This is a genomic window from Leifsonia sp. Y862, assembly GCF_057669585.1.
Genome location: NZ_JBYHFR010000001.1, coordinates 1210707 through 1236245, shown reverse-complemented (window position 1 = coordinate 1236245; position 25539 = coordinate 1210707). Strand labels below are relative to the sequence as shown.

The 25539-nt window shown below is 64.7% G+C and carries 23 protein-coding genes and 1 pseudogene; 21 read left to right on the top strand and 3 right to left on the bottom strand.

Going from position 1 to position 25539, the window contains the following annotated elements; genetic code table 11:
• Positions 1–12: 12 nt before the first annotated feature.
• The 5 genes and pseudogenes from AC25Z0_RS05790 to AC25Z0_RS05770 all read left to right on the top strand — a co-directional run bounded on the left by AC25Z0_RS05790 (position 13) and on the right by AC25Z0_RS05770 (position 5662).
• The gene (locus tag AC25Z0_RS05790; RefSeq protein WP_488132571.1) at positions 13–1899 is read left to right on the top strand and encodes an AfsR/SARP family transcriptional regulator; all 1887 of its coding nucleotides are present in this window, start codon (positions 13–15) and stop codon (positions 1897–1899) included.
• Between the two features lie 255 nt (positions 1900–2154).
• Positions 2155–3612 (top strand): annotated as a pseudogene (locus AC25Z0_RS05785) (catalase).
• 51 nt (positions 3613–3663) lie between these two features.
• Complete coding sequence (locus AC25Z0_RS05780) at positions 3664–3972, top strand: antibiotic biosynthesis monooxygenase family protein (protein ID WP_488132570.1); 309 nt, start codon at positions 3664–3666, stop codon at positions 3970–3972.
• Positions 3969–4988 (top strand): Rossmann-fold NAD(P)-binding domain-containing protein, encoded by a 1020-nt coding sequence (locus AC25Z0_RS05775; protein WP_488132569.1) that lies wholly within the window; start codon positions 3969–3971, stop codon positions 4986–4988. Before AC25Z0_RS05780 ends, AC25Z0_RS05775 begins: the two co-directional genes overlap by 4 nt.
• An 80-nt stretch (positions 4989–5068) precedes the next feature.
• On the top strand, positions 5069–5662 hold the full coding sequence (locus AC25Z0_RS05770; protein WP_488119240.1) for a dihydrofolate reductase family protein: 594 nt from the start codon (positions 5069–5071) through the stop codon (positions 5660–5662).
• 21 nt (positions 5663–5683) lie between these two features.
• Here AC25Z0_RS05770 and AC25Z0_RS05765 read toward each other — a convergent pair whose 3' ends face one another.
• A complete protein-coding gene (locus AC25Z0_RS05765) occupies positions 5684–6643 on the bottom strand; it encodes an NYN domain-containing protein (RefSeq protein ID WP_488119239.1) in 960 nt (319 codons plus the stop codon).
• A gap of 109 nt (positions 6644–6752) precedes the next feature.
• Positions 6753–7319: a hypothetical protein gene (locus tag AC25Z0_RS05760; protein ID WP_488119238.1), complete on the bottom strand. Its 567-nt coding sequence runs from the start codon at positions 7317–7319 to the stop codon at positions 6753–6755.
• 171 nt (positions 7320–7490) lie between these two features.
• Between AC25Z0_RS05760 and AC25Z0_RS05755 the strand changes: the two genes are divergently transcribed.
• The 7 genes from AC25Z0_RS05755 (at position 7491) to AC25Z0_RS05725 (ending at position 13498) form a co-directional block, all read left to right on the top strand.
• A complete protein-coding gene (locus tag AC25Z0_RS05755; protein WP_488119237.1) occupies positions 7491–7919 on the top strand; it encodes a DUF7715 family protein in 429 nt (142 codons plus the stop codon).
• Positions 7920–7971: 52 nt separating this feature from the next.
• Positions 7972–9603 carry a CYTH and CHAD domain-containing protein gene (locus tag AC25Z0_RS05750; protein ID WP_488132568.1) on the top strand — a complete coding sequence of 544 codons (1632 nt, stop codon included), beginning with the start codon at positions 7972–7974 and terminating at the stop codon, positions 9601–9603.
• A 171-nt stretch (positions 9604–9774) separates the two neighbouring features.
• A complete protein-coding gene (locus AC25Z0_RS05745) occupies positions 9775–11127 on the top strand; it encodes a DUF4082 domain-containing protein (RefSeq protein WP_488132567.1) in 1353 nt (450 codons plus the stop codon).
• 38 nt (positions 11128–11165) lie between these two features.
• Positions 11166–11615, top strand: a complete 450-nt coding sequence (gene aroQ, locus AC25Z0_RS05740; protein WP_488119234.1) for a type II 3-dehydroquinate dehydratase — start codon at positions 11166–11168, stop codon at positions 11613–11615.
• 122 nt (positions 11616–11737) lie between these two features.
• Positions 11738–12298 carry an elongation factor P gene (gene efp / locus AC25Z0_RS05735; RefSeq protein ID WP_488119233.1) on the top strand — a complete coding sequence of 187 codons (561 nt, stop codon included), beginning with the start codon at positions 11738–11740 and terminating at the stop codon, positions 12296–12298.
• Complete coding sequence (nusB, locus tag AC25Z0_RS05730; protein WP_488119232.1) at positions 12298–12717, top strand: transcription antitermination factor NusB; 420 nt, start codon at positions 12298–12300, stop codon at positions 12715–12717. Before efp ends, nusB begins: the two co-directional genes overlap by 1 nt.
• 55 nt (positions 12718–12772) lie before the next feature.
• On the top strand, positions 12773–13498 hold the full coding sequence (locus AC25Z0_RS05725; RefSeq protein ID WP_488132566.1) for a DsbA family protein: 726 nt from the start codon (positions 12773–12775) through the stop codon (positions 13496–13498).
• A 13-nt stretch (positions 13499–13511) separates the two neighbouring features.
• Here AC25Z0_RS05725 and AC25Z0_RS05720 read toward each other — a convergent pair whose 3' ends face one another.
• Entirely contained in the window at positions 13512–14072 is a 561-nt protein-coding gene (locus AC25Z0_RS05720) for a SixA phosphatase family protein (protein WP_488132565.1), read from the bottom strand.
• Positions 14073–14183: 111 nt separating this feature from the next.
• On the opposite strand from AC25Z0_RS05720, the gene AC25Z0_RS05715 reads away from it, so the two are divergent.
• The 9 genes from AC25Z0_RS05715 (at position 14184) to gmk (ending at position 25527) form a co-directional block, all read left to right on the top strand.
• On the top strand, positions 14184–15671 hold the full coding sequence (locus tag AC25Z0_RS05715; RefSeq protein WP_488132564.1) for an APC family permease: 1488 nt from the start codon (positions 14184–14186) through the stop codon (positions 15669–15671).
• 82 nt (positions 15672–15753) lie between these two features.
• Positions 15754–16347, top strand: coding sequence for a bifunctional pyr operon transcriptional regulator/uracil phosphoribosyltransferase PyrR (pyrR, locus tag AC25Z0_RS05710; protein WP_488132563.1), 594 nt, complete (start codon positions 15754–15756; stop codon positions 16345–16347).
• Positions 16347–17297, top strand: coding sequence for an aspartate carbamoyltransferase catalytic subunit (locus tag AC25Z0_RS05705; RefSeq protein ID WP_488119228.1), 951 nt, complete (start codon positions 16347–16349; stop codon positions 17295–17297). The genes pyrR and AC25Z0_RS05705 overlap by 1 nt, the downstream gene beginning before the upstream one ends.
• On the top strand, positions 17298–18680 hold the full coding sequence (locus AC25Z0_RS05700) for a dihydroorotase (protein ID WP_488132562.1): 1383 nt from the start codon (positions 17298–17300) through the stop codon (positions 18678–18680).
• A complete protein-coding gene (locus AC25Z0_RS05695) occupies positions 18673–19260 on the top strand; it encodes a PH-like domain-containing protein (RefSeq protein ID WP_488132561.1) in 588 nt (195 codons plus the stop codon). Before AC25Z0_RS05700 ends, AC25Z0_RS05695 begins: the two co-directional genes overlap by 8 nt.
• A gap of 1 nt (position 19261) precedes the next feature.
• Positions 19262–20443 (top strand): glutamine-hydrolyzing carbamoyl-phosphate synthase small subunit, encoded by a 1182-nt coding sequence (carA, locus tag AC25Z0_RS05690; RefSeq protein ID WP_488132560.1) that lies wholly within the window; start codon positions 19262–19264, stop codon positions 20441–20443.
• The gene (gene carB / locus AC25Z0_RS05685) at positions 20443–23730 is read left to right on the top strand and encodes a carbamoyl-phosphate synthase large subunit (RefSeq protein ID WP_488119224.1); all 3288 of its coding nucleotides are present in this window, start codon (positions 20443–20445) and stop codon (positions 23728–23730) included. The genes carA and carB overlap by 1 nt, the downstream gene beginning before the upstream one ends.
• Positions 23727–24614, top strand: coding sequence for an orotidine-5'-phosphate decarboxylase (gene pyrF, locus AC25Z0_RS05680; RefSeq protein WP_488132559.1), 888 nt, complete (start codon positions 23727–23729; stop codon positions 24612–24614). The genes carB and pyrF overlap by 4 nt, the downstream gene beginning before the upstream one ends.
• The gene (gmk, locus tag AC25Z0_RS05675; RefSeq protein ID WP_488119222.1) at positions 24607–25527 is read left to right on the top strand and encodes a guanylate kinase; all 921 of its coding nucleotides are present in this window, start codon (positions 24607–24609) and stop codon (positions 25525–25527) included. The genes pyrF and gmk overlap by 8 nt, the downstream gene beginning before the upstream one ends.
• The last annotated feature ends 12 nt before the right edge of the window (positions 25528–25539 follow it).

Here is a 25539-nt window from a genome sequence, read left to right as displayed (position 1 = left end):
TAAGGTGGTCAGGTGAGCGAGCTCAAGATTCGTGTTCTTGGCCCGATCGAGGCCGAGATTGACGGAACCCCGCTCCGAATCTCGAAGCCGCGCAACCGGGAAATCCTGGGGTTACTTGTTTCGAGACACGGCAACGCGTTATCGACGCGCGGGCTGATTGACGAACTCTGGGATGAACCCGAAGCGGGCGCGGTTGGAGCGGTACGGACGTTCATCGGTGAGCTTCGCCGCGTCATTGAGCCAGATCGGCCAGCGCGTGCGGCGCCCCGCGTGCTCGTTACGGTCGGCAATGGATATGCGCTGCGCCTGCCGGTGGACGGCGTCGACATGTGGCGCACGGAGCGGGCATATGGCGAATCGATGCACGCGTCTCCGGAGAGGGCAGAACCGCAGCTTTCGGCAGCCATGGGCGAATGGCGTGGAACCGCCTTTGCGGAGTTCGGCAGCAGGCCGTGGGCGCAGGCAGAGCGTGCTCGCCTGGATGCACTGCGTGCCGACGCCGTAGAACGGCTTGCTGATGCCCGCCTCGCGCTCGGGCGACCTGCAGAAGTTGCCCCGTTGCTCGACGAGCACGTTGTGACCTATCCCTGGCGAGAGGGCGGGTGGCGGCTACTCGCGCTCGCCCTCTACCGGGGCGAGCGGCCCGGCGAGGCCCTCGCGGTGCTCCGCCGCGCCCGCGCTCATCTGGTAGGGGAACTGGGGTTGGAGCCCGGCACGCAGCTTGCCGATCTGGAACGAAACATCCTGCGCCAGGATCCGAGCCTGGACGCACCCAGACCAAACGAATCAATTCTCCTGCGCACCGCGGCTGCTCACGCCACTATCGGTGCTCGTGCGCAGCTTGAGGGCACCAGTGCCCTCCTCGCCGGCCTCGCCGTGTCGGGTGGACTGGCGTTTGCCGCAGAGCAGCGCGGAGCGACTATCCGCGCGGCGGAAGACCTGGGCGATGTGGAGTTCGCCGCCCGGGTGATCGGCAGCTTTGATGTCCCCGGAGTATGGACTCGTTCCGATGATCCGGTCCAGTCGGGCGTTGTCGTTGACGCCGCTCTCCGCGCACTCGCCACTCTTCCGTCTGAGGGCTCTGACCGTCTGCGAGCTCGGCTGCTCGCGACGGTGGCAATGGAGTCGCGCGGCACAGCGAACAGGGCAGAGGAAGCCCGCGAGGCTGAGCTCGTCGCCCGGAGGCTCGGCGACCCCCGACTGCTGTGCTTCGCCCTGAGCGCGCTCTACATGCAGAGCTTCGAGATTGCAGGGCTGTCTGCCATCAGGGAAGGGATCGCGGACGAACTCGTGTCGACGGCACATGCCGCTGAGCTGCCGACATTTGAGATTCACGGACACCTCATTCGGATGCAGGCACTGTGCGCACGCGATGACATGCCGGGGGCAGCTCGTGAAGCCGACGCGATTGATGAACTGTCCCGACGGCACGAGCGTCCGCTGGCACGGGTCTTCACGGCGTGGTTCCGCCATGTCTTCATGGGCGCGACAACGACTCCACCGTCGGGTTCCGAGATGCCAGGCTTTGCCACCGGCCTGGCCGCACTCGCCGAGCTGACCTCAGCGCTGCGTGCTGGTGCCGAGTTGCCCGACGGCGACTTCGGCCCGTACGAGCCATGGACGCGGCCGCTGCTGCTCGCTCGATCCGGTCACGATGACGAGGCATCCGCTGCCCTCGACACAATCCCTGAGCCGCCCTCCGATTTGATGCTGGAAGCGACGTGGGCCCTGGTCGCCCACGCCGCGCTCGAGACCAGGCACCTCTCGGCTGCACGTCGTGCCCTCGCAGCCCTCGCCCCTGCTGCCGCAGAGCGTGCCGCGGGCAGTGCCGTCGTCGACCTGGGGCCGGTGGCTCCGATCGTGAGTGCATTGGCCGAATTCACGAACGCACGCCCGTGACAGATCCTGTGTGAGATGACGGTTCAGCTCGAATCGACGTGCCCAGAGGCGTTGGATCGCATCCGCTCACGGGGCCTTGCCCCCAGCCTGTGATGTTGCAGAGTCTCCTTGACCCCGCCGACACGGCGGGAGTCAGATGGGATTGCTGGTTGAGAAACCACTCTCGGGTGATCCGCTCATGTGACGACCTCTGCCGGTGACCCGCCGATCCCTTTCAGGGCTCCGGAAGGGCGCACTTCGAGCGAATGGGGAATCATGTCTGACCAGAATTTCACCACGACCAGTGCCGGCATTCCGGTTGCCAGCGACGAGCACTCGTTGACGGTTGGCCCTGATGGGCCGATCCTTCTGCACGACCACTACCTCATCGAAAAGATGGCGCAGTTCAATCGGGAACGCGTCCCAGAGCGGCAGCCGCATGCAAAGGGCGCAGGGGCGTTCGGCCATTTCGAGGTGACCCATGATGTCAGCGCATATACCAAGGCTGATCTGTTCCAGCTGGGTCGTTAGACCGAGCTCCTGATCAGGTTCTCCACCGTGGCGGGGGAGCGAGGAAGCCCCGACACCTGGCGCGATCCGCGCGGTTTTGCGATCAAGTTCTACACCGCGTTCGGCAACTACGACATGGTCGGCAATAACACCCCGGTGTTCTTCATGAAGGATCCGATGAAGTTCATGGACTTCATCCGCGCTCAAAAGCGTCGCGCCGATGACAACATGCGTGACAACGACATGCAGTGGGATTACTGGACGCTGTCCCCGGAGTCTGCCCATCAGGTCACCTGGCTGATGGGTGACCGCGGCATCCCACGCAGCTGGCGGAACATGAACGGCTACTCGAGCCACACCTACATGTGGGTCAATGCGACAGGCGAGAAGTTCTGGGTTCGCTATCACTTCAAGACTGACCAGGGCATCGAGTTCATACCCCAGGCCGAAGCGGATGCCCTGGCCGGCTCAGACGGCGATTACCACACCCGCGATCTGCGCACCGCGATCGATCGAGGTGACTTTCCAACCTGGACGCTGAAAATGCAGATCATGCCATTTGCAGAGGCCAAGGACTATCGATTCAATCCGTTCGACCTGACGAAGGTCATCTCCCAGAAGGACTACCCGCTCATCGAGGTTGGCCGGATGACGCTCGACCGAAATCCTGCTGACTATCACACGGAAATCGAGGAGGCCGCGTTCGACGTGAACAACCTGGTGCCGGGCATCGGCGCCAGCCCAGACCGCATGTTGCAGGCTCGCATCTTCTCGTACGCCGATGCGCACCGCGCCAGGATAGGCACCAACTACAACGAGATTCCGGTCAATACACCGCACGCGGCTGAGGTGCGGTCCTACTCCAAAGATGGGGCGATGCGCCATCACAACCCCGGAGATCCGACCTACGTGCCCAACTCGAAGGGCGGTCCGGTCGCAGACACCGAGCGCTTCGGCGAGGCGGCCGTCTGGTACGCCGACGGTGATCTCGTACGCACCGCAGCGTCACTGCACCGTGAGGACGACGACTGGGGGCAGGCAGGGACGATGGTGCGGGAGGTGCTTGACGATGCTGCACGAGACCGTCTGGTCAACAACATCGTCGGCCATCTGCTCAAGGGGGTAACTGAGCCGGTGCTGGTGCGTGCGTTTGCGTACTGGCGCAACGTCGACCAGGATCTGGGCAACAGGGTTGAGATGGGCGTGCGTGCCGGAGGAAGCTAGGTAGCCGGCTTCCTCTGGCTCCCAGCCGCACATCGCTGCCATAGTGGAGCGATGATCACCGAACACGCCCTGCTGCCCGTCATCGCCGGCCAGGAGGAACAGTTCGAAGCGGCCTTTTCCCGCGCGCGCCCCATCATCGCGTCGATGCCGGGCTTCAGTGGGCTAACCCTGTCGCGGTGCATCGAGCGACCGAACACGTATCTGTTGCTCGTCTCGTGGGCCCGTCTGGAGGACCACACGGAAGGGTTCAGGGGTTCGGCGGAGTACCAGGAGTGGCGCGCACTCCTTCATCCCTTCTACGACCCTTTCCCGCTGGTTGAGCACTTTGACGTTGTGAGTGCCGCGGGGCAACCGCTGTGAAATTCCTGATCCTAGGCGGGACGGCCTGGCTTGGCCACGCCGTTGCCACGACCGCCATTGCTGCCGGTCATGATGTGACCTGTCTTGCCCGCGGCAGTGGTGTTCCGGCTGGCGCGGTCTGGGTTCGTGCCGACCGCGACCAGGATGACGCGCTGGCATCCGTCATGTGTGAACGCTGGGACGCGGTGATCGACGTCTCCCGGCAGCCCGGGCAGGTGCGGCGCGCTGTGCGGGACGTGGAACCTGTCGCACAGCGGTACGTTTTCGTCTCCACCGGCAATGTGTACGCCTCCCAGGAGGCACTCGGCCAAGACGAGGATTCGCCTCGACTCGACCCCCTGGACGCCGACGTGATGGCCTCGATGGAGGACTACGGCGCCGCGAAGGTGGCCTGCGAGAACGCGGTGCTGGCTGGGTTTGGCAGCGAACGGGCAGTCATTGCTCGGGCGGGTCTCATCGGCGGTCCGGGCGACACGAGCGGGCGAAGCGGATACTGGCCGTGGCGGTTCGCTCATCCCGTCGGCGACGACGGTGCCGTTCTGGTGCCGGATGCCCCGGACCTGCCTACAGGGATCATCGACGTGCGCGACCTGGCCGACTGGCTCATGCGGATGGCCGCGGGCGACCAGACCGGCGTGTTCAACGCCATGGGTGCACCCGTTCTCTTCCCTGCGCATGTCGCTGCCGCCAGAGCTGTTGCTGGGCACGACGGTCCGATCGTGCGTGCGCCGGAAAGCTGGCTCAGCGATCATGGCGTCGGGGAGTGGTCAGGGCCTCGGTCGATGCCGCTCTGGCTCGCCGACCGGTCCTGGTACGGCATGAACGCGCGATCGAATGAGCGCGCCATCGCCGCAGGACTTGTCTTGCGCCCGCTCTCGGATACGCTTGCCGACACTCTGGACTGGGAAAGCGCCAGGGCAGAGGCGGGCCCGCATGGCGCGGGGCTTTCCGACAACGAAGAACGTGAACTCCTGGCGAGCTTCGCCGCACTGAGTCACAGCGCTACTGAGGCATAGCCGCACCGAGTCATAGCCGCACCGAGTCATAGCCGGACAGAGTCATAGCCGTACTGAGTCACAGCCAGAAGGAGACGATGATGAGCCTGGTGACCTGCGACAGCGCGATCTCCGTTGATGGGTATTCGGCCGGGCCGAACCAGAGTCGTGAGAAGCCGTTGGGTGAGGGCGGAGAGCGACTGCACCGCTGGATGTTCGAGCAACCAGAGCAGAACGCGATGGCGATGGATGCCATTGTCGATGCGGGAGCGTTCATCATGGGGCGCAACATGTTCGGCCCGGGCCGCGGCGACTGGGATACCGATTGGACGGGCTGGTGGGGTGCCGACCCGCCGTATCACACGCCGGTTTTCGTGCTCACGCATCATCGCCGTGAGCCCGTGGTGATGGACGGCGGCACAACGTTCATCTTCGTCACAGAGGGAATCGAGTCTGCGTTGGCGCAGGCGCGAGCCGCAGCGGGGGAGCGGAACGTATCCATCGCTGGCGGTGCGGCGACGGTACGCCAGTTCCTGGTTGCTGGGCTGATCGACCTGCTGCGGCTGCACATCGCACCGGTGGTGCTCGGTGCCGGCGAGCGGCTATTCGACGGCGTCACCGACCTCACGCTGGAGCAAATCGCCTCCACCGGCAGTGACCTCGTGACGCACGTGACCTACCGCGTGCTGCACTAGCCACCCACGATTTTCGCGCCGCTAACCCTTCTTCCGCAGGCGCAGCCGCCTTGCACCGGATGGGCTTTGATCGTCGAGCTCGACGACGTCACTTCGCGACTTCACGAAATCGTAGAACTGGGAGAAACCGAGGGCGCGCTCCTGGAAAGAGGGGTCCATCCGCTGCATCTGCGGCTTCACCTCGGCGGCAAACTGCCACTCGCGGTCGTTTTTCTCCAGCAGCGTCATCGCTCGCACCAGTAGCGCCGTTGCCGCTTTCTGCGCCTTCGACGCGGATGCCGCGGCGTTGTGCGTGCCCGTCGCAGGTGCGGTCGACTCGGTGACGGGGGTCGCGTCCGGGCGCGTGTCAGCGTCGCGGCCGGAGTGCGCGGTCGTTGGCGCGGCCTTGGCCAGGATGGTGGCGGCATCCGTCACGCCCGGCAGGTCGTCGTAGTCTGCGAACTCATCACAGGCGGCCGCAAGCGACGTGCTGGTCGCCCCCGCGACGCCGATGCCCACCACATACTGACCCAGCCGCTTGCAACGTTGCGCCAGCGGAATGTAGTCGGAGTCGCCCGCCACAATCACGACATGGGTGAGGTCAGGAAGCCGGAACACGTCTTCAACCACATCGACGGCCAAACGGATGTCGGCGCCATTCTTCAACGACGTCACCGTGGGAAACAACTGGGTGAGGTCGACGGCCCTGCCGATGAGCTGCCGCTGATACCCGGCGTTCACGGCGGCGGACCAGTCGGCGTACGCACGGCTGATCACGATGGATCCGAAGGACGACGCGTAGTCGAGCACTGCACCGACGTCGACGGTTGCCAGGCGCATCCGCCTGGTGATTTCGGCATCGGCGTCGGGGCTGGAGGCCAGGTGGTCGCGCACCTTGTCCTTGGAGAACTGGTTACGGCCGTGCAGCTGGTTGTAGCGAGAGATCACAATGTTGTCGAAGTCGAGGTACACCGCGACCCTGGCCGATGACTGTTCTGGCATGGTGCTAGCTTTCGTCACGCGCCCAGCAGGCACAAGCCCCCAACGGGGCACAGCCTGTGACGGGCGCAGCCGATGACACGAGGGCTGGCCGTTACGGGAGGGCTGGCTGTTACGGGAGATCGGGGCTGGCCAGCTGGATCGACAGGACGGACTGGCCGGCTGTCGACGTATCCCCGCCAATGGCGATGAACCACGCCGTGGCCTCGTCGGTACTGCTGACGAGGCCAGCCAGGAACGGATCGTCTTCCGTTGCCACGTCGCGGTTCATCCAGCCGGATGACTCGAGGACCGTCACGATCTCGGTTGCGGCGCGAACGGCGTCCACCGACGGGTCAAGCGTGATGGTGCGGAGGATTCCGAAGTAGCGCCCGTCGCCCTCTGTCTTGTCGACCACCTGCGAATGATCGTCGACGTTGACGACGAGTGCGGGATCGATCAGGGCCTGGACGGCCGCCGCGATGCGGGCCGACTCTGCACTGATTGATGCTTCGGTGAGTTCGGCCGGCACGATGGCCGTCACCGATGACACCACGGTGGCTGTCGGTGTCGGTGCAGCGGTGGCTGTCTCTGGCGCCGCAGTGCTGGATGCTGCGGTGTCGCCGTCGCCGTCGCCAGCCGTGCAGCCGGTCAGGGCGAGTGCGCCCGCGAGTAGTACTGTCGCAGCCGCAAATCTCATGCTGCAAGTGTATGGGCCGGCATCTGTGAGCTGCCCGGTGCCTGCGGGCTGCGTCTGCGGACTGCGACTGCGGGATTCGACTGCGGGCGGCGATCAGCGGATGTCGGTGGCTGGCCCTAGCGTTGCATTCATCAACTCACTGCGCTCGTGCCGAGAACAAGGAGCATGACCATGAAGGTCTTAGTGGCAACGGGCGCGACGCAAGGCAGCAGGCGCACCGATTTCAACGGGTGTGTCGAGGGTGAATTCGTGTGGATGCTCGATCCATGTCCACGCAGTGAGCGAGAACCAGACGGGCCGTGCGGCTGTGGCCGTGCGTTCTCGGGGATGAGCTCGCACCGGCAGACGACAACGGCCGTCGTTCGCGATGTCGACTGGCTCACACGTGAGACGTACACGGATGCGCTCCGAGCCTGCTTCGACGCGCTCGGCTGGTGTTCCTGCTGCACCCGGCACTCCATCGAGGCAATGATCGATGAACTCTTGGTCTTTGGCTCTGTCATTCCCGTTGGCACGGTCATCGAGCGCAGGCTGGGGGCGCTGAGCCCGCGTAAACACCCTCCAGCCCAGCGTGGGCATGCCAGCGACCGTCACGCGTGACCGTCGAACCCAGCCCAGGCGAATCTGGTCCTGATGGGGGGAAAGCGGTTTAATGACGCTACGACCGTGGGCATCCTGGTCTGTCTCGCACGTGATCCCTGGGGGAACCATGGCCGCATCGGAACAGACGGAGATCGAGCGAAAGTACGAGCCGAGCCCGCATGCGTCGCCTCCTGATTTCACCGCCATCGACGGGATCGTGGCCGTGGATGTGGGCGACCCCGTCACGTTGACGGCTGTCTACTTCGATACTGACGCATTCGACCTGGCCGCCAACGGCATCGCCCTGCGCAGGCGTGTGGGCGGTGGAGACGAGGGTTGGCACCTGAAGATGGCCGTTCCGGAGGGGAACGCAGAATCCCACTGGCCGCTGACACTCGATCTGGACGACCCCGGCGAGGTGCCGCCCGACGTTCTCGAACCCGTTCGAGCGATCGTGCGCGACCGCCCTGTCACGCCGATTGCCCGGATCGAGACGGTACGCGCAGCGACCCTGCTGCGTGACGCACAGGGGATCGCCATCGCCGAATTCGCCGATGACACCGTCTCTGCGCTGGACGTGCGGCGTGGACGGCCGCGCTCGTGGCGGGAGTGGGAGGTGGAACTCCTGCCAGGGGCACCGCAGAGCGCCGCGGGGCAGGAAGCATTCTTTGGCGCCATCGAGGCGCTGCTCACCGCGGCCGGCGCTCATCCGTCGAAGAGCCACTCGAAGCTGGCGCACTCCCTCGGATTCACCTCACTTCAGGAACGAAGCGCGCCGGCGCACGGTCACCACGAGCGGCTGGACAAGATGGGGTCGACGAGTGCGGCGTCCGTTGTTGTGACGGCCCTGCGACAGCTGGTGGTGGCGCTGCACGAGACTGACCCCGTCGTGCGCGTTGGCGGCCATGACTCGGTGCACACCATGCGCCGCATCACCCGGAAGCTTCGTAGCGTCCTGGCCAGCTACCGTCGACTGTTCGCACAGGAGCCGGTCGACCGGCTGCGGTCCGAACTGCGCTGGTTGGGGCGTGCCCTTGGCGAGGCGCGTGACGCCGAGGTTCGCCGCGGGCGCGCTGCGCAGGAGCTTGACGCGCTGCCGGTGGCGGACGCAGCCGCGTGGCGACGCCTCGTCGAGGCTGACCGTCAGGCATACGCGCACGCCCTGGACAACGTGCGAACCGAGATGCTGGGGGAACGATATCTCGGCCTGCTCGACGAACTCGACGCTTTCGCCGCGCGACCACCGCTTCGTCATCGCGCGTCGCGCCCAGCGAGAAAAGTCGTCACGGCGTCCGTACGAAAACAGATCAGGCAACTGCAGAAGCGAGCGGATGCCGCGCAAGCGTCAGACATCGACCGTGAGATCGCCCTTCACGACGCCCGCAAATCCGCCAGGCGACTGCGCTATTCGATTGTGGCGCTCTCCGATGGTGGCGGCTGGCGACCGGGCAAGCGGCTTCGAGCAATTGCGGCCGCCGCGAAACCGGTGGTGGCCTCGCTTGGGGCGCACCGCGACCGGCTCCTCTTCGCCGAGCGCGTGACGGTGGCAGCGCGCGAGGCCAGGGCGGCAGGCGAAGACACCTTCGTTTACGGGCTGATCCTCGGGGGTATGAATGAGCGTGCGCGTTCCGGGGGAGACGCCGTGCTCGTCGAACTGAACGAGGCCGAAGGCGTCATTTCCGGGCTGGCACAGAAGTCTTGACGCCGTCCGCTGGGATCGCGGTAACGCCAGGTGATTGGCCGTCCAAGTGATTTCGCCACCCACTCGATGCCTCGCCCTACCGATGCCTGCGACACCGGGGTACCGTCAAAGGCGATACCCACGATCGAACGCGGCAACCGGACCCCCCAGGAGCGCGTTGGGGGAGGCGACATGTCACGTGCCCAGGCGCAGCGCGGAGGTTGCCCGTGGCTGTTCACGGTCCTCTGCGCTCTCGTGGCCGCGCTGCTGGCGGGAGCCATCGCCGTTGCCGCCCCTGTTTCCGCTGCGCAGGCAGACGACCAGATGGCAGGCGACCAGACGGCAGACGACCAGACAGCAGACGACCAGATCAGCATCTGGCCGAGCGGGCTTCCACAGTTCATCGACTCCGGTGACCGTGATTCGGTGGAGGTTGGGCTCAAATTCCAATCGACGATCGCCGGTGTGGTCACCGGCATTCGCTTCTACAAGAGTTCCATCAACACTGGAATTCACTCCGGCAGCCTCTGGAGTGCCTCTGGCGAACGCCTGGCGCGTGTCACGTTCACGGCCGAGACCGAAAGCGGCTGGCAATCCGCGGCATTCGACACGGCGATTATCATCAGGCCCAACACGACGTACATTGCCTCGTATTTCGCGCCGGAAGGCGGTTTCTCCCTCGACCCGAACTACTTCTCGACGGCGTCGTACACGAGCGGGCCCCTGACGGCGCTGCAGGACGGTGTGGATGGCTCCAACGGCGTGTATCGCTATGGCGGCCAGTCCGGGTTTCCTTCCTACCCGTCTGCCAGTGCCAACTACTGGGTCGATGTGCTCTTCTCAGCGTCGGTGCCTGCGCTGCCCACGCCGACTGAGACGGAGACCAACATGCCTGACACCGATCTGTCGGCGGCTGCACCTGACTCGCCGTCCTCCAGGCAGTCGGTGCGTGCCTTTGACTCTGCGAACATGATCGCCGACGACGCCTGGTTCCAGCAGGCTTATTCGGCTGGTTTCCGCCTTTATGTGATGCACTCAACGCGTTGGGGCACCTGCCTGCCGTGGGATCGCGCGGAGGAGCAGTTGCAGATGGCCATCGATGCCGGGCTGAAAGTGGCTGTGTACACCCGTGATCCGCGCTGCTGGCGGGGCGGTATTGAGGCCGCAGGACCGTTTGCCTCCCGGCTGCAGTTCTTCGCACTCGACGCCGAAACCGGGGGAGTGCCCGTGACGCGAGAGATGATCGATGGTGTGCAGGCCATGGGAGTGCGGCCGGTTATCTATACCGGTTCTGGAATGTGGTCGAAGCTGCAGGGGGCGTCTGTCAACGACTTCTCTGACATACCGCTCTGGGACGGCAGCACGGCCCACGTCACCATCAATGGTTGGCAGGCCGACTTCCTGGCCCCGCCGCCCATGAGGTACGCCGGCTGGAATACGCCAACGACCATGCGCATCGGCGTGCAGCAACATATGGAATTCCAGCTGAACGGCGTGTACGTCGACCTGAACTCGTTTGACGCTGCTTTCCTGACCGTCCCCTGACGGCACCTCAGCGACAGGCCACTCAGTAGGCTGGGACAATGCGCAGAATTCTTGTCCTCAACGGCCCGAACCTCGGGCGTCTCGGCAGCCGTGAACCGGATGTCTACGGGTCAGCAGACCTGGACTCACTGCGGACCTATCTCTCGGCTGAAGCTCCGGATGACGTCGAGATTGACCTCCGCCAGACCGACGACGAGGGCGAGCTCATCCACTGGCTGCACGCGGCCGTCGACGCCACGGTTCCGGTCATCCTGAACCCGGCAGCATTCACGCACTACAGCTACGCGCTGCGGGATGCCGCGGCCATGGTGACCAAGGCGGGTATCCCGCTCATCGAGGTGCACATCTCCAACCCGCACGCCAGGGAGTCGTTCAGGCACACCAGTGTGATCAGCGCGATCGCGACGGGTGTCATCGCCGGATTCGGTTTCGACTCCTACCGTCTGGCTCTCGACTACGTCGTGCGGCTCCCCACGCTTTCCGCCTGATTCGTCGCCGTGTCAGGCGCCCAGCGCGCCGTTGCCACTTTGGCTCCCAGCCGTGCGGCAACTACACTCGTTTGAGGTCGTTTCTGACCATATTCTTTCCCAATCGAATGGATCACCCTTTCATGGCATCTACCGCCGACATCAAAAATGGCGTCGTACTGAAGATTGACGGCCAGCTCTGGACCGTCATCGAGTTCCAGCACGTGAAGCCGGGCAAGGGCGGCGCTTTCGTCCGCACCAAGCTGAAGAACGTTGTCAGCGGCAAGACCGTTGACCGCACGTACAACGCTGGCGCAAAGATCGAGACCGAGAATGTCGATCGCCGCGACTACCAGTACCTGTACGCCGATGGTGACTCGTACGTATTCATGGACGTCTCCGACTACGACCAGCTGTCGGTTCCCGAAGCCGTCGTCGGCGACGCAGCCAACTTCATGCTCGAGAACCAGATGGTCACCGTTGCGCTGAACGACGGCAACCCGCTCTACGTCGAGCTGCCGGCATCCGTCGTGCTGGAGATCACCTACACGGAGCCCGGCCTGCAGGGCGACCGCTCAACGGGTGGCACCAAGCCTGCGACGGTTGAAACCGGCTACCAGATCCAGGTGCCGTTGTTCCTCGAGACCGGAACCAAGGTCAAGGTTGACACCCGCACCGGTGACTACCTCGGCCGCGTCAACTAGTGAGCGCCCGTACTAAAGCACGCAAGCGTGCGCTGGACATCCTGTACGCAGCTGATGTGCGTCAGATCACCGTTGCGCAGTCCCTCGCGATTGAGGCTGAGCGCGCTGCGAGCGAACCTGCTCGTGCCGCGTCCTGGCTCTATGCTCGCGAGATCGTCGACGGGGTCGTAGACCACGCCGAGGAGATCGACGAGCTGATCACCACGTATTCGCAGGGCTGGACCCTGTCGCGTATGCCCGTTGTCGACCGCGCGATCCTGCGCATCGGCATCTGGGAGATTCTCTTCAACGATGCAGTGCCGCACGCGGTCGCCATCGATGAAGCCGTCGAGTCTGCCAAGACCCTGTCGACCGACGACTCTGCCGGGTTCATCAACGGATTGCTCGGCCGCATCGCGCAGACGGCTCCGTCGTCCTAACAACCAGCACCACGCACTAGCTCAGCACTACGAACACCACGAAGGCGTACCGATCATGGCTCACTCGTCCAGCACCTCCCGTCGAATCTGGTCGAGTGCGGCCGCGATCGCGCTCGTCTCCGTCGTAACCCTGGGCCTGGCTGCCTGTGCACCGGAACCCAGTGCTCCCAACAGCGCGGTGACCGGTGCAGACCTGCCCGTCGCCACCGGAACCGTCGGTGCCGCGCACCTCGACGACGGGTACCTGCAGGTGGGTACCGGCGCGAAGGTCGTCGACGTGTACATCGACCTGATGTGCCCGATCTGCGGTGTGTTCGAAGAGACCAACGGCGCGAACCTCACCGAGCTCGTGGATTCGGGCGAGATCACGCAGCGTATTCACCCGATGAACTTCCTCAACAGGGCATCGAACGGCACCGACTACTCCAGCCGTGCCGCCGCGGCACTGACCTGCGTTGCGGCATCAGACGAGAAGCTCGTGCTCCCGTACCTGTCTGCCCTGTTCGCTGACCAGCCCAAAGAGAACTCTGACGGACTGACCGACGACGAACTCATCTTGCTTGCCGAAAAGGTCGGGGCAACGGATGTCGCCGATTGCGTCAACGCCGGAACCTACATCAGCTGGGTGCAGAGCGTGAACGACAAGGCGCTCTCCGGCCCCATCGAGGGCGCGGACATCGAAGCCGTCAAGGGCACGCCGACCGTGCTCGTCGACGGCATCAGCTACACGGGCGCCGTTAACGACGCCTCGGCACTCACGGAGTTCATCGCCGCCAACTAGGCGGTGTAGAGGACTACCCGCGCGGCACCACAAAGGCGCTGAGCCTGGCATCCTGGCCATCGAGTTCCGCCCACGGCTTCTGCACCTCGAAGACAGCGAACGCGCTGGTGGGGAAGTGCCCGGTCGCCTGCTGGTAGGCATCCGGGTCTGAATCACGTGACGCCAGGTGCAGCGCGAGTTCCAGCACGCCCGGCATGTGAGCAACCAGCATGAGCGTGTTCACCGCATCCGGCACGTGATTGATGGCCAGGAGCAGCTGCAGGGCAGAGGCCGCGTACAGGGTATCGTCTGGCTGGGGGGCCGGCGCATTCTCGCCCAGTGTGCTGCAGACCAACTCTGCGGTCTGTCTGGTGCGGACGGCCGATGAACACAGGATGGCATCGGGAACAAGGTTGTGCGTTTTCAGCCACCTCCCGGCGTCTGGGGCGTCACGTCGCCCGCGCTCGTTCACGGGGCGCTCGTGGTCTGGCACGCCATCCGGCCAGGCCGACTTCGCGTGCCGCATGATCACCAGGCGCGTGCCGATGGGTTCCGCCCGCTGCTCGTCGATGGGTTTCGTCCGCTGCTCGTCCATGGGGACAGCCTATGCACTGTCATCGGCCAGGGGTGGAGCCCGTTGTCGGGCGCACTCCGAAGGATTAACGTCGGCACTAACGCACGTACGACGAGGTGCGAAGGAGTCGTCATGTCCGATCTCGATGTGTCACAGGGCCCGAACCAGAAGCAGGATCCACCTCCTCATGAACTGCAGGCCGATGGAATCACGGCCGCAGGATCGATTGTCATGGCGGTCGCCGGCAGCGCACCGGCGTACTCTATCGCCGCGACGACGGCCACCCTCGTGGCCGTGGCCGGCCTCGCCAGCCCGGCCGCACTCCTCTGGTGCGCGATTCCCATGCTGGGGATCGCATGGGCCTTCGCCTATTTGGGCAGGGCGGATGTCAACGCTGGCGCCGCATACTCGTGGGTCGGCCGTGCGCTCCATCCCATTCTGGGCTTCTTGTCCGGCTGGGCCCTTGTCGTCTCAGCAACCATCTTCATGGTGGCTGGCGCGCTGCCCGCCGGCGTGATGACCGTCGCCCTGTTCAGTCCGGAGAACACCGAGAATGTGTTGCTCGTGACCGTGATCGGCGCAATTTGGTTCCTCATCATGGCCACCTGCGTGCTCGTCGGCGTGCGAATCACCGCCAGGGCGCAGTGGATCATGTCGACCGTCGAGGTTGCCATCCTGGTGATCTTCGCCGGCGCAGCGATCATTCACGCCATGACCCAGGAGCACGCCGGACCGTCGTTCTCCTGGGAGTGGTTCGGCTTCGGCAACTTCACCGGCACGGGCGCATTTGTGGCTGCCGCGCTCGTCGCAGCGTTCTACTACTGGGGTTGGGATGTCGCGGCCAACCTGAACGAGGAAACGAAAAACGGCAGGAAGGCGTCGGGAATCGGAGGGATCGTCGGTGTGGCCATCGTCTTCATCCTGTTCGAGATCTTCACCCTTGCCACCCTCGTCATCCTGCCAACCGAAACGATCGACGCGAACAGCGGCAATGTGCTTGGTGTGCTTGGCGACGCAGTCTGGCCGGGTCTCGGCGGCAAGATCCTCATCGTCGCGGTGATGCTGTCGACCATCGCAACCCTGGAGACGACGCTGATCCAGGTGACCCGCACCCTGTTCGCGATGGGCAGGGATCACACCATCCCCACCGCCTTCGGACACGCGCACCCGAAGTGGCGCACGCCGGCCTTTGCCACACTCGTTGTCGCAGGGGTCTCTGTCGTCCTGTTCATCGGGTCGAACTTCCTGGGCAGCGTCGGCGAGATCCTGAGCAATGCCATCAGCTCGATCGGGCTGCAGATAGCCTTCTACTATGCGCTAGCCGGCATCGCCGTCGTCGTCGCGTATCGCAAGATCATTTTCTCGTCGGTGAAGAACTTCATCTTCATCGGCTTGTGGCCAGGCCTTGGCGCGCTGTTCATGGTGTGGATCTTCTTCGTTTCAATCCCGTCACTTGACACCATCGTGGTGATCATCGGTATCGGAGCTCTTGCCCTCGGGATCATTCCGATGATCCTGTTCTGGAAGAAGGGGGCGGCGTACTTCGCCAGGCGACCGCTCGAATTGCCTGATGAGCTGGATGCGACGGCGCCGGAAGACATCGACATGGACGCACCGTAGGGGTTCGCCCTGCTAAGCTTCTGGGGTACTTAGACATCCTTTAAGAGCCGTCCTGTGAGACGGGGAAGGAGGTCGGTTTTTTATGGCGCGAATCGTGCTGCAACAAGCTGACATCACCCGCGCGTTGACTCGGATTTCCCACGAGATCCTGGAGTCCAATCGGGGACCAGACAATCTCGTCATTCTCGGCATCCCAACCAGGGGCATCCTGCTCGCGCAGCGCATCGCCGACAGCATCCGTCGTATTGAGCCGACAGCCACCTCCATCGGTGTTGGCACGCTCGACGTCACGATGTACCGCGATGACCTCGCCCGCACCCGCACCCGCACGCCGTCGCCGACGCAGATTCCCGGCAGCATCGATGGCAAGACCGTGGTGCTGGTCGATGACGTTCTCTACTCAGGGCGCACGATCAGGTCAGCGCTCGACGCGCTCGGTGACCACGGCCGACCGAGTGTCGTTCGCCTGGCCGTTTTGGTCGATCGCGGGCACCGCGAGCTGCCCATTCGAGCCGACTTCGTGGGCAAGAACCTGCCGAGTTCGGCCTCAGAACGCATCAACGTGCATCTCACCGAGATCGACGGTGACGAATTCGTGAGCATCGAAGACACGGGTACCGGCACCGAGAGCGCTGCAGGCGCCATGACCAGCGCCACCGACGGCGGTGCCCTCTGATGCGCCACCTGCTGTCCACCAAGGAGCTCTCCCGCGACGCCGCCATCAACCTGCTCGACATTGCGGAAGATATGGCGGATGTCTCCACTCGCGAGGTGAAGAAACTCCCCACCCTGCGCGGGAAGACCGTGGTGAACCTCTTCTTCGAGGATTCCACCCGCACCCGCATCTCGTTCGAGGCCGCTGCCAAGCGCCTCTCGGCCGATGTCATCAACTTCAGCGCAAAAGGGTCAAGCGTCTCAAAGGGCGAGAGCCTGAAAGACACCGCGCAAACGCTGGCCGCCATGGGGGCCGATGGTGTCGTCATCCGTCACCATGCCTCTGGCGCACCACTCGTGCTCGCGGAGAGTGGCTGGATCGATGCCGGCATCATCAACGCTGGAGACGGCACCCACGAGCACCCGACACAGGCTCTGCTCGACGCCTTCACCATTCGCCGCCGCCTGCACGGTGCAGCATCACGTGGCAAAGACCTCGACGGCGTCACGGTGACGATCGTGGGCGACATCCTGCACTCGCGCGTCGCGCGCTCGAACCTGTGGCTGCTGAACACGCTCGGCGCTGCCGTCACCTTCGTCGCCCCGCCGACCCTCGTGCCCGCCGACACGTCGGCCTGGCCGGCCACGATCAGGTTCGATCTGGACGACGCCATCGACGCACAGCCTGACGTCATCATGATGCTGCGCATTCAGACCGAGCGGATGCACGCAGCGTTCTTCCCGAACAGCCGCGAATACGCCAGGCGCTGGGGACTCGACGATGCACGTTTCGCGCGGCTCAGGCCGGATAACATTGTGATGCACCCAGGGCCCATGAACCGTGGCCTGGAAATTTCTTCGACCGCGGCCGACTCGGCCCAATCGAGTGTGCGAGAACAGGTCACAAACGGAGTGTCTGTACGGATGGCGGCGCTGTACCTGCTGCTCTCCGGTGACCGGGAGGATTCATAATTGTCGACTGAACGATATGTCATCAGGGGCGCAACGCTGCCCAGCGGCGAGCGTGCCGATATCCTCATCGCCGACGGTCGCATTGCCGATATGGGCAGAAGCGTGTCGGATGCCGGCGCACAGGTCATCGACGCAGACGGACTCATTGCCCTGCCGGGGCTCGTTGACCTGCACACGCACCTGCGGGAGCCGGGCTTTGAGCAGAGCGAGACGGTGCTGACCGGAAGCCAGGCCGCAGCGGCCGGTGGATTCACCAGCGTCTTCGCGATGGCCAACACTTCTCCGGTGCAGGACACAGCCGGCGTTGTTGAGCAGGTCCTCACCCTGGGGGAGTCCGCCGGCTACGTTCGCGTACAGCCCATCGGCGCCGTCACCGTCGGGCTTGCAGGCAAGCAGCTCGCCGAACTCGGTGCCATGGCAGCGAGCCGCGCCCAGGTTCGGGTCTTCTCCGATGACGGCTTCTGCGTGTCTGACCCGCTGCTCATGCGCCGCGCGCTCGAGTACGTGAAGTCATTCGACGGCGTCGTCGCCCAGCACGCCCAGGAGCCGCGCCTTACCGAAGGCGCCCAGATGAACGAGGGCGCTCTCTCCGCGGAGCTGGGCCTGACCGGCTGGCCGGCCGTCGCCGAAGAATCGATCATCGCCCGCGATGTGCTGCTGGCCGAGCACGTCGGCTCCCGCCTGCACGTGTGCCACGTCTCAACGGCCGGTTCGGTCGACGTGGTGCGCTGGGCCAAGGCGCGAGGCATCAACGTCACCGCAGAGGTCACGCCGCACCACCTCCTGCTCACAGAGGAACTCGTCTCCGGCTACGACGCCCGCTACAAGGTCAACCCGCCGCTCCGCCGCAGGGAAGACACCGAAGCGTTGCGCGCCGGCCTGGCCGACGGCACCATCGACATCGTGGCCACCGACCACGCACCGCACCCCATCGAAGCCAAGGACTGCGAGTGGGATGCCGCGGCCAACGGAATGGTCGGCCTCGAGTCAGCCCTCTCCGTCGTGCACGCCTCCACCGTTGCCAACGGCCTGCTCGGCTGGGCCGATGTCGCCCGTGTGCTCTCGCACACGCCCGCACGAATCGGTCGTATCACCGACCAGGGCCAGCCCATCGAGATCGGCGCCCCCGCAGAGCTCACGCTCTACGACCCGTCGGCCTCGCGGGTCTTCGGCCAGAACGACCTCGCGGGCAAGGGCGTGAACTCGCCCTATCTCAGCATGACGCTGCCCGGCCGCATCGTGGCCACATTCCACCACGGCTATGCGACGGTGCTCGACGGACAGCTGCGCGACGCTGCAACGGTTCAGGCCGCTGCACGTGACGCCGCCGCACGTGACGCCGCTGGCGCAGCCGAGCGGAGCCCGGTGATAACCCATGGATAGGACAGTCCCCGCCGTCATCGTCGTTGTCGTCCTCCTTGGCGTCCTGCTGCTCATGGCGCGCAGCTGGCGCAAGCGCAGCGCCAGGGATTCCACCCTGGCCGCCGGCTACGAGTTTCCTCCAGCCGGCGAAGCGGATGCCGCATCCGTTGTCACCGCTGCCCCCGTGTTCTACGTGGCGACCACACCGCGTAACGTGCCGCTTGAACGCCTGGCCATCCGCGGCCTCGGCTTCCGGGCGCGCGGCGTACTCATGGTGCGCACCGACGGTGTCGTACTCGAGCTGAACGGTGAACAGCCGGTCTTCCTGCCGAGCGCGGCGCTTGAGGTGCTGGCCAAGGCCACCTTCGCCATCGACCGTGGCGTCGAGACCGACGGACTGACCGTTCTCGGCTGGCGCCTGGCCGGGTCTTCCCCCGTACCGTCTTCCCCCGTACCGTCTTCCCCCACCCCGTCGACCACCTCGGTCGACAGTTACTTCCGCATCGTCGACCAGGCAGACCGTGCCCGCGTCATCGATGCGATCCGTTCCATTGCTCCAGGGGTTATCGACCCAACTGGCACCACCGAAAGTGAGGCGTAGCGTGAGCTACTCAGGCAGCATTCCCTCGACAGAGTCTTCCAGGGCCGTACTCGTGCTCGAGGATGGCAAGCGATTCGTCGGCAAGGCATACGGCGCCCGCGGCCAGACCCTCGGTGAGATCGTCTTCGCCACCGGTATGACCGGCTACCAGGAGACCCTGACCGACCCGTCATACGCCGGCCAGATCGTCATGATGACCGCGCCGCACATCGGCAACACCGGTGTGAACGACACCGATATGGAGTCGAAGCGAATCTGGGTGTCCGGTTTCGTCGTGCGAGAGCCCTCGCGCACCGTGTCGAACTTCCGCGCCCAGCGCAGCCTCGACGATGACCTCGTGTCGAACGAGGTTGTCGGCATCAGCGGAGTGGACACCCGCGCCATCACCCGCCACATCCGCTCCGCCGGAGCCATGCGCGCTGGCATCTTCTCCGGAGAGCAGCTCTCGCTCTCGGACTCTGAGCAGCTCGAACTCGTGCAGAACGCAGCCCAGATGCGCGGCCGCAACCTGTCGGACGACGTCTCGACGGTCGATCCGTACTCGCTGCCTGCCCAGGGTGAGCGCATCGGGTCTGTCGCGGTCCTCGACCTCGGCGTGAAGAAGTCAACGCTCAACTACCTCGCAGAGCGCGGCTTCGAAGTTCTCGTGCTCCCGCAGACCATCACGGCCAAGGACATCCTGTCCCTGAAGCCCGACGCGCTGTTTTTCTCCAACGGACCAGGCGACCCAGCAGCATCCGACGCCCACGTCGACCTGCTGCAGGAATGCCTGCGCGCCGGCCTGCCGTACTTCGGCATCTGCTTCGGCAACCAGCTGCTCGGCCGTGCACTCGGCTTCCGCACCTACAAGCTGCCATTCGGCCACCGCGGCATCAACCAGCCGGTGCTCGACAAGACGACCGGTCGCGTTGAGATCACCTCGCAGAACCACGGCTTCGCCGTTGACATGCCCATCGAGGGCGAGCTTGACTCGCGCGCCGGCTTCGGTCGCGTTGAAGTGAGCCACTACAGCCTGAACGACAACGTGGTTGAAGGCATCCGGTGCCTCGACATCCCCGCGTTCTCTGTGCAGTACCACCCGGAGTCTGCGGCTGGCCCGCACGACGCCAACCACCTTTTTGACCGGTTCAGGGAAGTCGTAGTGGCCCACAAGGCTGCTGCAGGAGCAGGAGACTCGAAGTAATGCCAAAGCGCGACGATATCAACAGCGTCCTCGTCATCGGATCAGGTCCGATCGTCATCGGTCAGGCCTGTGAGTTCGACTACTCAGGCACCCAGGCCTGCCGCGTGCTGCGTGAGGAAGGCGTGCGCGTCATCCTGGTGAACTCGAACCCGGCCACCATCATGACCGACCCCGACTTCGCCGATGCCACGTACATCGAGCCGATCACCCCTGAGATCATCGAGTCGATCATCATCAAGGAACGACCGGATGCCATCCTGCCGACCCTGGGCGGCCAGACGGCCCTGAACGCGGCGATCCAGCTCCACGAACTCGGCATCCTCGAGAAGTACAACGTCGAACTGATCGGTGCATCGTTCGAAGCGATCCAGAAGGGCGAAGACCGCCAGATCTTCAAGGACCTGGTCATCGCTGCAGGAGCCGGCGTCGCCCGCTCCCACATCGCCCACACGCTTGAAGAGGCCGTGGGCTTCGCCGAAGACCTCGGCTACCCGCTCGTGGTTCGCCCGTCGTTCACCATGGGTGGCCTCGGCTCCGGCTTCGCGTACAACGAAGAAGAACTGCGCCGCATCGTGCGCGACGGCCTGCACCAGAGCCCGAACACCGAGGTCCTGCTTGAGGAATCAATCCTCGGCTGGAAAGAGTACGAGCTCGAAATGATGCGCGACACGGCCGACAACACGGTCGTCGTCTGCTCCATCGAGAACGTCGACCCCGTTGGCGTGCACACGGGAGACTCGATCACCGTTGCCCCTGCCCTTACCCTGACCGATGTCGAGTACCAGAAGCTCCGCGACATCTCGATCGACATCATCCGCGCCGTCGGCGTTGACACCGGCGGCTGCAACATCCAGTTCGCCATTGACCCGGCAGACGGTCGCATCATCGTCATCGAGATGAACCCGCGCGTCTCGCGCTCCTCAGCGCTGGCCTCAAAGGCGACGGGCTTCCCGATCGCCAAGATCGCTGCGAAGCTGGCCATCGGCTACCGCCTCGACGAGATCCCGAACGACATCACCAAGGTCACGCCGGCCAGCTTCGAGCCGACGCTCGACTACGTCGTCGTCAAGGTTCCGCGTTTCGCGTTTGAGAAGTTCCCGGCCGCAGACCCGCGTCTCACCACCACCATGAAGTCCGTCGGTGAGGCAATGGCCATCGGTCGCAGCTTCTCCTCCGCACTGCAGAAGGCACTTCGCTCGCTGGAGAAGCGTGGCTCCTCGTTCCACTGGGGACCTGAGACCCGCACCATCGACGAGCTGTTGTTCGAGGCTGAGATCCCGACCGACGGTCGCATCGTCACCGTGCAGCAGGCGCTTCGCAAGGGTGCAACCATCGAGCAGGTCTTCGAAGCCACGAAGATCGACCCGTGGTTCCTCGACCAGATCGTGCTGATCAACGAAGTGGCAGACGCCATCGCCGCCTCAGAAACGCTCGACACCGACACGCTGCGCACCGCGAAGGACCACGGTTTCTCCGACGCCCAGATCGGTGAACTCCGCGGCTTCGGCGAAGCGGATGTGCGCAAGATCCGTCACATCCTCGACGTGCGCCCGGTCTTCAAGACCGTCGACACCTGTGCTGGCGAGTTCCCGGCGCTCACGCCGTACCACTACTCCAGCTACGACCAGGAGACAGAGGTCCAGCCGAGCGACCGCAAGAAGGTCGTCATCCTGGGCTCAGGCCCGAACCGCATCGGCCAGGGCGTCGAGTTCGACTACTCCTGTGTGCACGCCTCGTTCGCGCTGTCGGAAGCCGGCTACGAGACGATCATGATCAACTGCAACCCTGAGACGGTCTCCACCGACTACGACACCTCAGACCGCCTGTACTTCGAGCCGCTGACGCTCGAAGACGTGCTCGAGGTCATCCACGCCGAAAGCCAGAGCGGCGAGCTCGTCGGCGTGGTCGTGCAGCTCGGCGGCCAGACGGCACTCGGCCTGGCCAAGGGCCTCGAGGCCGAAGGCATCCCGATCCTCGGTACAACGCCAGAGGCGATCGACCTCGCTGAAGAGCGCGGTCTGTTCTCCGAGATCCTCGACAACGCCAAGCTGCTCGCTCCGCGTAACGGCACGGCCACCGACTTCTCGGGTGCCGTCACCATCGCAGAAGAGATCGGCTACCCGGTCCTCGTGCGTCCGAGCTACGTGCTCGGTGGTCGCGGCATGGAGATCGTCTACGACAGCGCCTCGCTGGCCGACTACTTCAACCGCATGGCCGGCCAGGGCATCATCGGCCCGTCGCACCCACTGTTGGTCGACCGGTTCCTCGACGACGCCATCGAGATCGACGTCGACGCGATCTACGACGGCCACGAGCTCTACATCGGTGGCGTCATGGAGCACATCGAAGAGGCCGGCATCCACTCCGGTGACTCCAGCTGCACCCTGCCGCCCGTCACGCTCGGTCGCGCAGAGATCGACCGTGTGCGCGATGCCACCCTGGCTATCGCAGAGGGAATCGGCGTTCGCGGCCTGCTGAACGTGCAGTTCGCAATCGGCGCCGGCGTGCTCTACGTGCTCGAAGCCAACCCGCGCGCATCGCGTACAGTGCCATTCGTCGCCAAGGCGCTCGGCATCACGCTGGCCAAGGCAGCGGCACTCATCATGGTCGGTAAGACCATCGCAGAGCTGAAGGCAGAGGGCAAGCTGCCTGAGATCGACGGCTCACGCGTTCCGATGGATGCCCCGGTCGCCGTGAAGGAAGCCGTGCTGCCCTTCAAGCGCTTCCGCACCAAGGAAGGCAATGTCGTCGACTCCGTGCTCGGCCCGGAGATGCGCTCAACCGGCGAGGTCATGGGCATCGACCGCGACTTCCCCCGTGCGTTCGCCAAGAGCCAGCTGGCCGCCTATGGCGGAATGCCCGACTCCGGCACGGTCTTCGTCTCGGTCTCCGACCGCGACAAGCGCGCGATCATCCTCCCCGTGCTGCGTCTGCAGCAGCTCGGCTATGACATCATCGCCACCGAAGGCACCGCAGAGGTGCTGAAGCGCAATGGCATCGACGCCCGCATCGTCCGCAAGTACAGCGAGAAGACCAGCGAATCCGATGATTCGATCGTCGAGCTGATCAAGCGCGAAGAAGTTCAGGTCGTCATCAACACGCCAGGTGGTGGTTCGGCCCGTGCTGACGGCTACGAGATCCGCGCGGCCGCTGTCGCCGGCGACCTGCCGTTGTTCACCACGATCGCCGAGCTCAGCGCAGCTGTCGGCTCGATCGACGCAGTGAAGGAAGGCTTCACCGTGACGTCGCTCCAGGACTACGCACTGGCCAGGGCGGCTGCTCTGTGACACTGCAACACTCCAGCACCACCCTCCCAAGCTTCGGCGAACGTCTCGAGCAGACGTTCGCCGAGCGGGGGGCGCTCTGCGTGGGCATCGACCCACATTCCTGGCTCCTGAACGAATGGGGCCTGCCAGACACCGCGGCAGGCGCCGAATCGTTTGGGCGCACCGTCATAGCAGCAACAGCCGGCCAGGCCGGCATCGTCAAACCGCAGGTCGCGTTCTTCGAGAAGTTCGGCTCTGCCGGCTTCGTTGCGCTCGAGCGCGTCCTGGCGGATGCCCGTGCAGCGGGCCTCATCGTGATCGCCGACGTCAAGCGCGGCGACCTCGGGACCAGCGTCGAAGCGTACGGGCAGGCGTGGCTGTCTGCCGGTTCCCCGCTCGAAGTGGACGCCATCACCGTCAACGCCTACATGGGTGTCGGCTCGCTCGACTCCACGTTCGCGCTGGCTGCCGCTGGCGGAAAGGGCGTCTTCGTGCTGTCCGCGACCTCGAACCCAGAGGGGCCGTCGATCCAGCAGGCCATTGTGGCGGATGGAGAGTTCGCCGGCCAGAGCGTCGCAGCCGCTGTGCTCTCCGGCGTCGCAGCCCGCAATGCGGCCGCCGACACCGGACTGCTTGGCTCCATTGGCGTCGTGCTTGGCGCCACCATCGACCTCGCGTCGTACGGCATCGACATCGATGCTGCACCGTCAACAGCACTCACTCCGGTACTGGCTCCGGGATTCGGTCACCAGGGCGGCGACGTACGCGCCATGAATGACCTCTTTGGCGGATACGCCAGAGGGGTTATCGTGAGTGAATCGCGCAGTATATTGTCGTCAGGGCCAGCAAATCTAGCCCCCACGATTGCGAACCGAGTAGCTGAGGCAGGAGCAGTCCGTGGCTGAGCAACGTCCAACACCCCCCGATGTCGATCGCGTTGCCGCATCCAAAGCAGCTGTGGCGGCCCGTCGGGCCCGTGCAGCAGTGAAAGCGGATGTCGCGGCCGGTCGCCGAACCGCCCTTGACGTACTCGCGGCAGCGGTTAAAGACCCTGCCGGCGTCGAAGGCCGACTCCGCGTGACCGAGTTGCTCACCAGCATCCCGGCCATCGGCGTCACCAAGATGGAGCGCATCATGACATCCCTCGACATCTCGCCATCGAAGCGACTGGGGGGCCTCGGCACGCACCAGCGCGACCGCCTGCGCGATTTCCTCTCGACCAAGCCGACGGCCAAGCGCGGCAATGCCGACAGCAAGCTCATTGTGCTCGCCGGCCCGACGGCCGTTGGCAAGGGCACGGTGGCCACCTACATCAGGGAGAACTACCCCGATGTGCACCTCTCGGTCTCTGCCACCACTCGTGCGCCCAGACCGGGCGAAGTTGAGGGTGTGAGCTACTACTTCGTCGACGACGCTGAGTTCGATCGCATGATCGAATCCGGCGAGATGCTGGAGTGGGCACAGGTGCACAACGCGCACCGGTACGGCACTCCGCGTGGACCTGTCGATGCCGCCATCGCGAACGGTGACAGCGTGCTGCTGGAGATCGACCTGCAGGGTGCTCGCGCCGTGCGGCGGGCGATGCCCGAAGCTCGACTGGTCTTTTTGTTGCCGCCAAGCTGGGAAGAACTTGTACGTCGACTCATCGGTCGTGGCACAGAGGATTCCGCGGAACAGGCCCGTCGACTGGAGACAGCGAAGCTCGAATTGGCCGCCCAGGGGGAGTTCGATTTCCGTGTCGTGAACCATGACGTGGCCGAAGCCGCCAGAGAAGTCGTAGACTTGATGGAGATTCGCAAGGCATCTGCGCGCCCATAAGCCGCAATTCAC

Excerpts from the sequence above, each read along its gene's own strand:
- AC25Z0_RS05780 (WP_488132570.1), top strand. The coding sequence starts at position 3,664 with ATGATCACCGAACACGCCCTGCTGCCCGTCATCGCCGGCCAGGAGGAA.
- AC25Z0_RS05770 (WP_488119240.1), top strand. The coding sequence starts at position 5,069 with ATGAGCCTGGTGACCTGCGACAGCGCGATCTCCGTTGATGGGTATTCG.
- AC25Z0_RS05765 (WP_488119239.1), bottom strand. The coding sequence starts at position 6,643 with ATGCCAGAACAGTCATCGGCCAGGGTCGCGGTGTACCTCGACTTCGAC.
- AC25Z0_RS05760 (WP_488119238.1), bottom strand. The coding sequence starts at position 7,319 with ATGAGATTTGCGGCTGCGACAGTACTACTCGCGGGCGCACTCGCCCTG.
- AC25Z0_RS05755 (WP_488119237.1), top strand. The coding sequence starts at position 7,491 with ATGAAGGTCTTAGTGGCAACGGGCGCGACGCAAGGCAGCAGGCGCACC.
- AC25Z0_RS05750 (WP_488132568.1), top strand. The coding sequence starts at position 7,972 with ATGACGCTACGACCGTGGGCATCCTGGTCTGTCTCGCACGTGATCCCT.
- AC25Z0_RS05745 (WP_488132567.1), top strand. The coding sequence starts at position 9,775 with ATGTCACGTGCCCAGGCGCAGCGCGGAGGTTGCCCGTGGCTGTTCACG.
- aroQ (WP_488119234.1), top strand. The coding sequence starts at position 11,166 with ATGCGCAGAATTCTTGTCCTCAACGGCCCGAACCTCGGGCGTCTCGGC.
- efp (WP_488119233.1), top strand. The coding sequence starts at position 11,738 with ATGGCATCTACCGCCGACATCAAAAATGGCGTCGTACTGAAGATTGAC.
- AC25Z0_RS05725 (WP_488132566.1), top strand. The coding sequence starts at position 12,773 with ATGGCTCACTCGTCCAGCACCTCCCGTCGAATCTGGTCGAGTGCGGCC.
- AC25Z0_RS05720 (WP_488132565.1), bottom strand. The coding sequence starts at position 14,072 with ATGGACGAGCAGCGGACGAAACCCATCGACGAGCAGCGGGCGGAACCC.
- AC25Z0_RS05715 (WP_488132564.1), top strand. The coding sequence starts at position 14,184 with ATGTCCGATCTCGATGTGTCACAGGGCCCGAACCAGAAGCAGGATCCA.
- pyrR (WP_488132563.1), top strand. The coding sequence starts at position 15,754 with ATGGCGCGAATCGTGCTGCAACAAGCTGACATCACCCGCGCGTTGACT.
- AC25Z0_RS05705 (WP_488119228.1), top strand. The coding sequence starts at position 16,347 with ATGCGCCACCTGCTGTCCACCAAGGAGCTCTCCCGCGACGCCGCCATC.
- AC25Z0_RS05695 (WP_488132561.1), top strand. The coding sequence starts at position 18,673 with ATGGATAGGACAGTCCCCGCCGTCATCGTCGTTGTCGTCCTCCTTGGC.
- carB (WP_488119224.1), top strand. The coding sequence starts at position 20,443 with ATGCCAAAGCGCGACGATATCAACAGCGTCCTCGTCATCGGATCAGGT.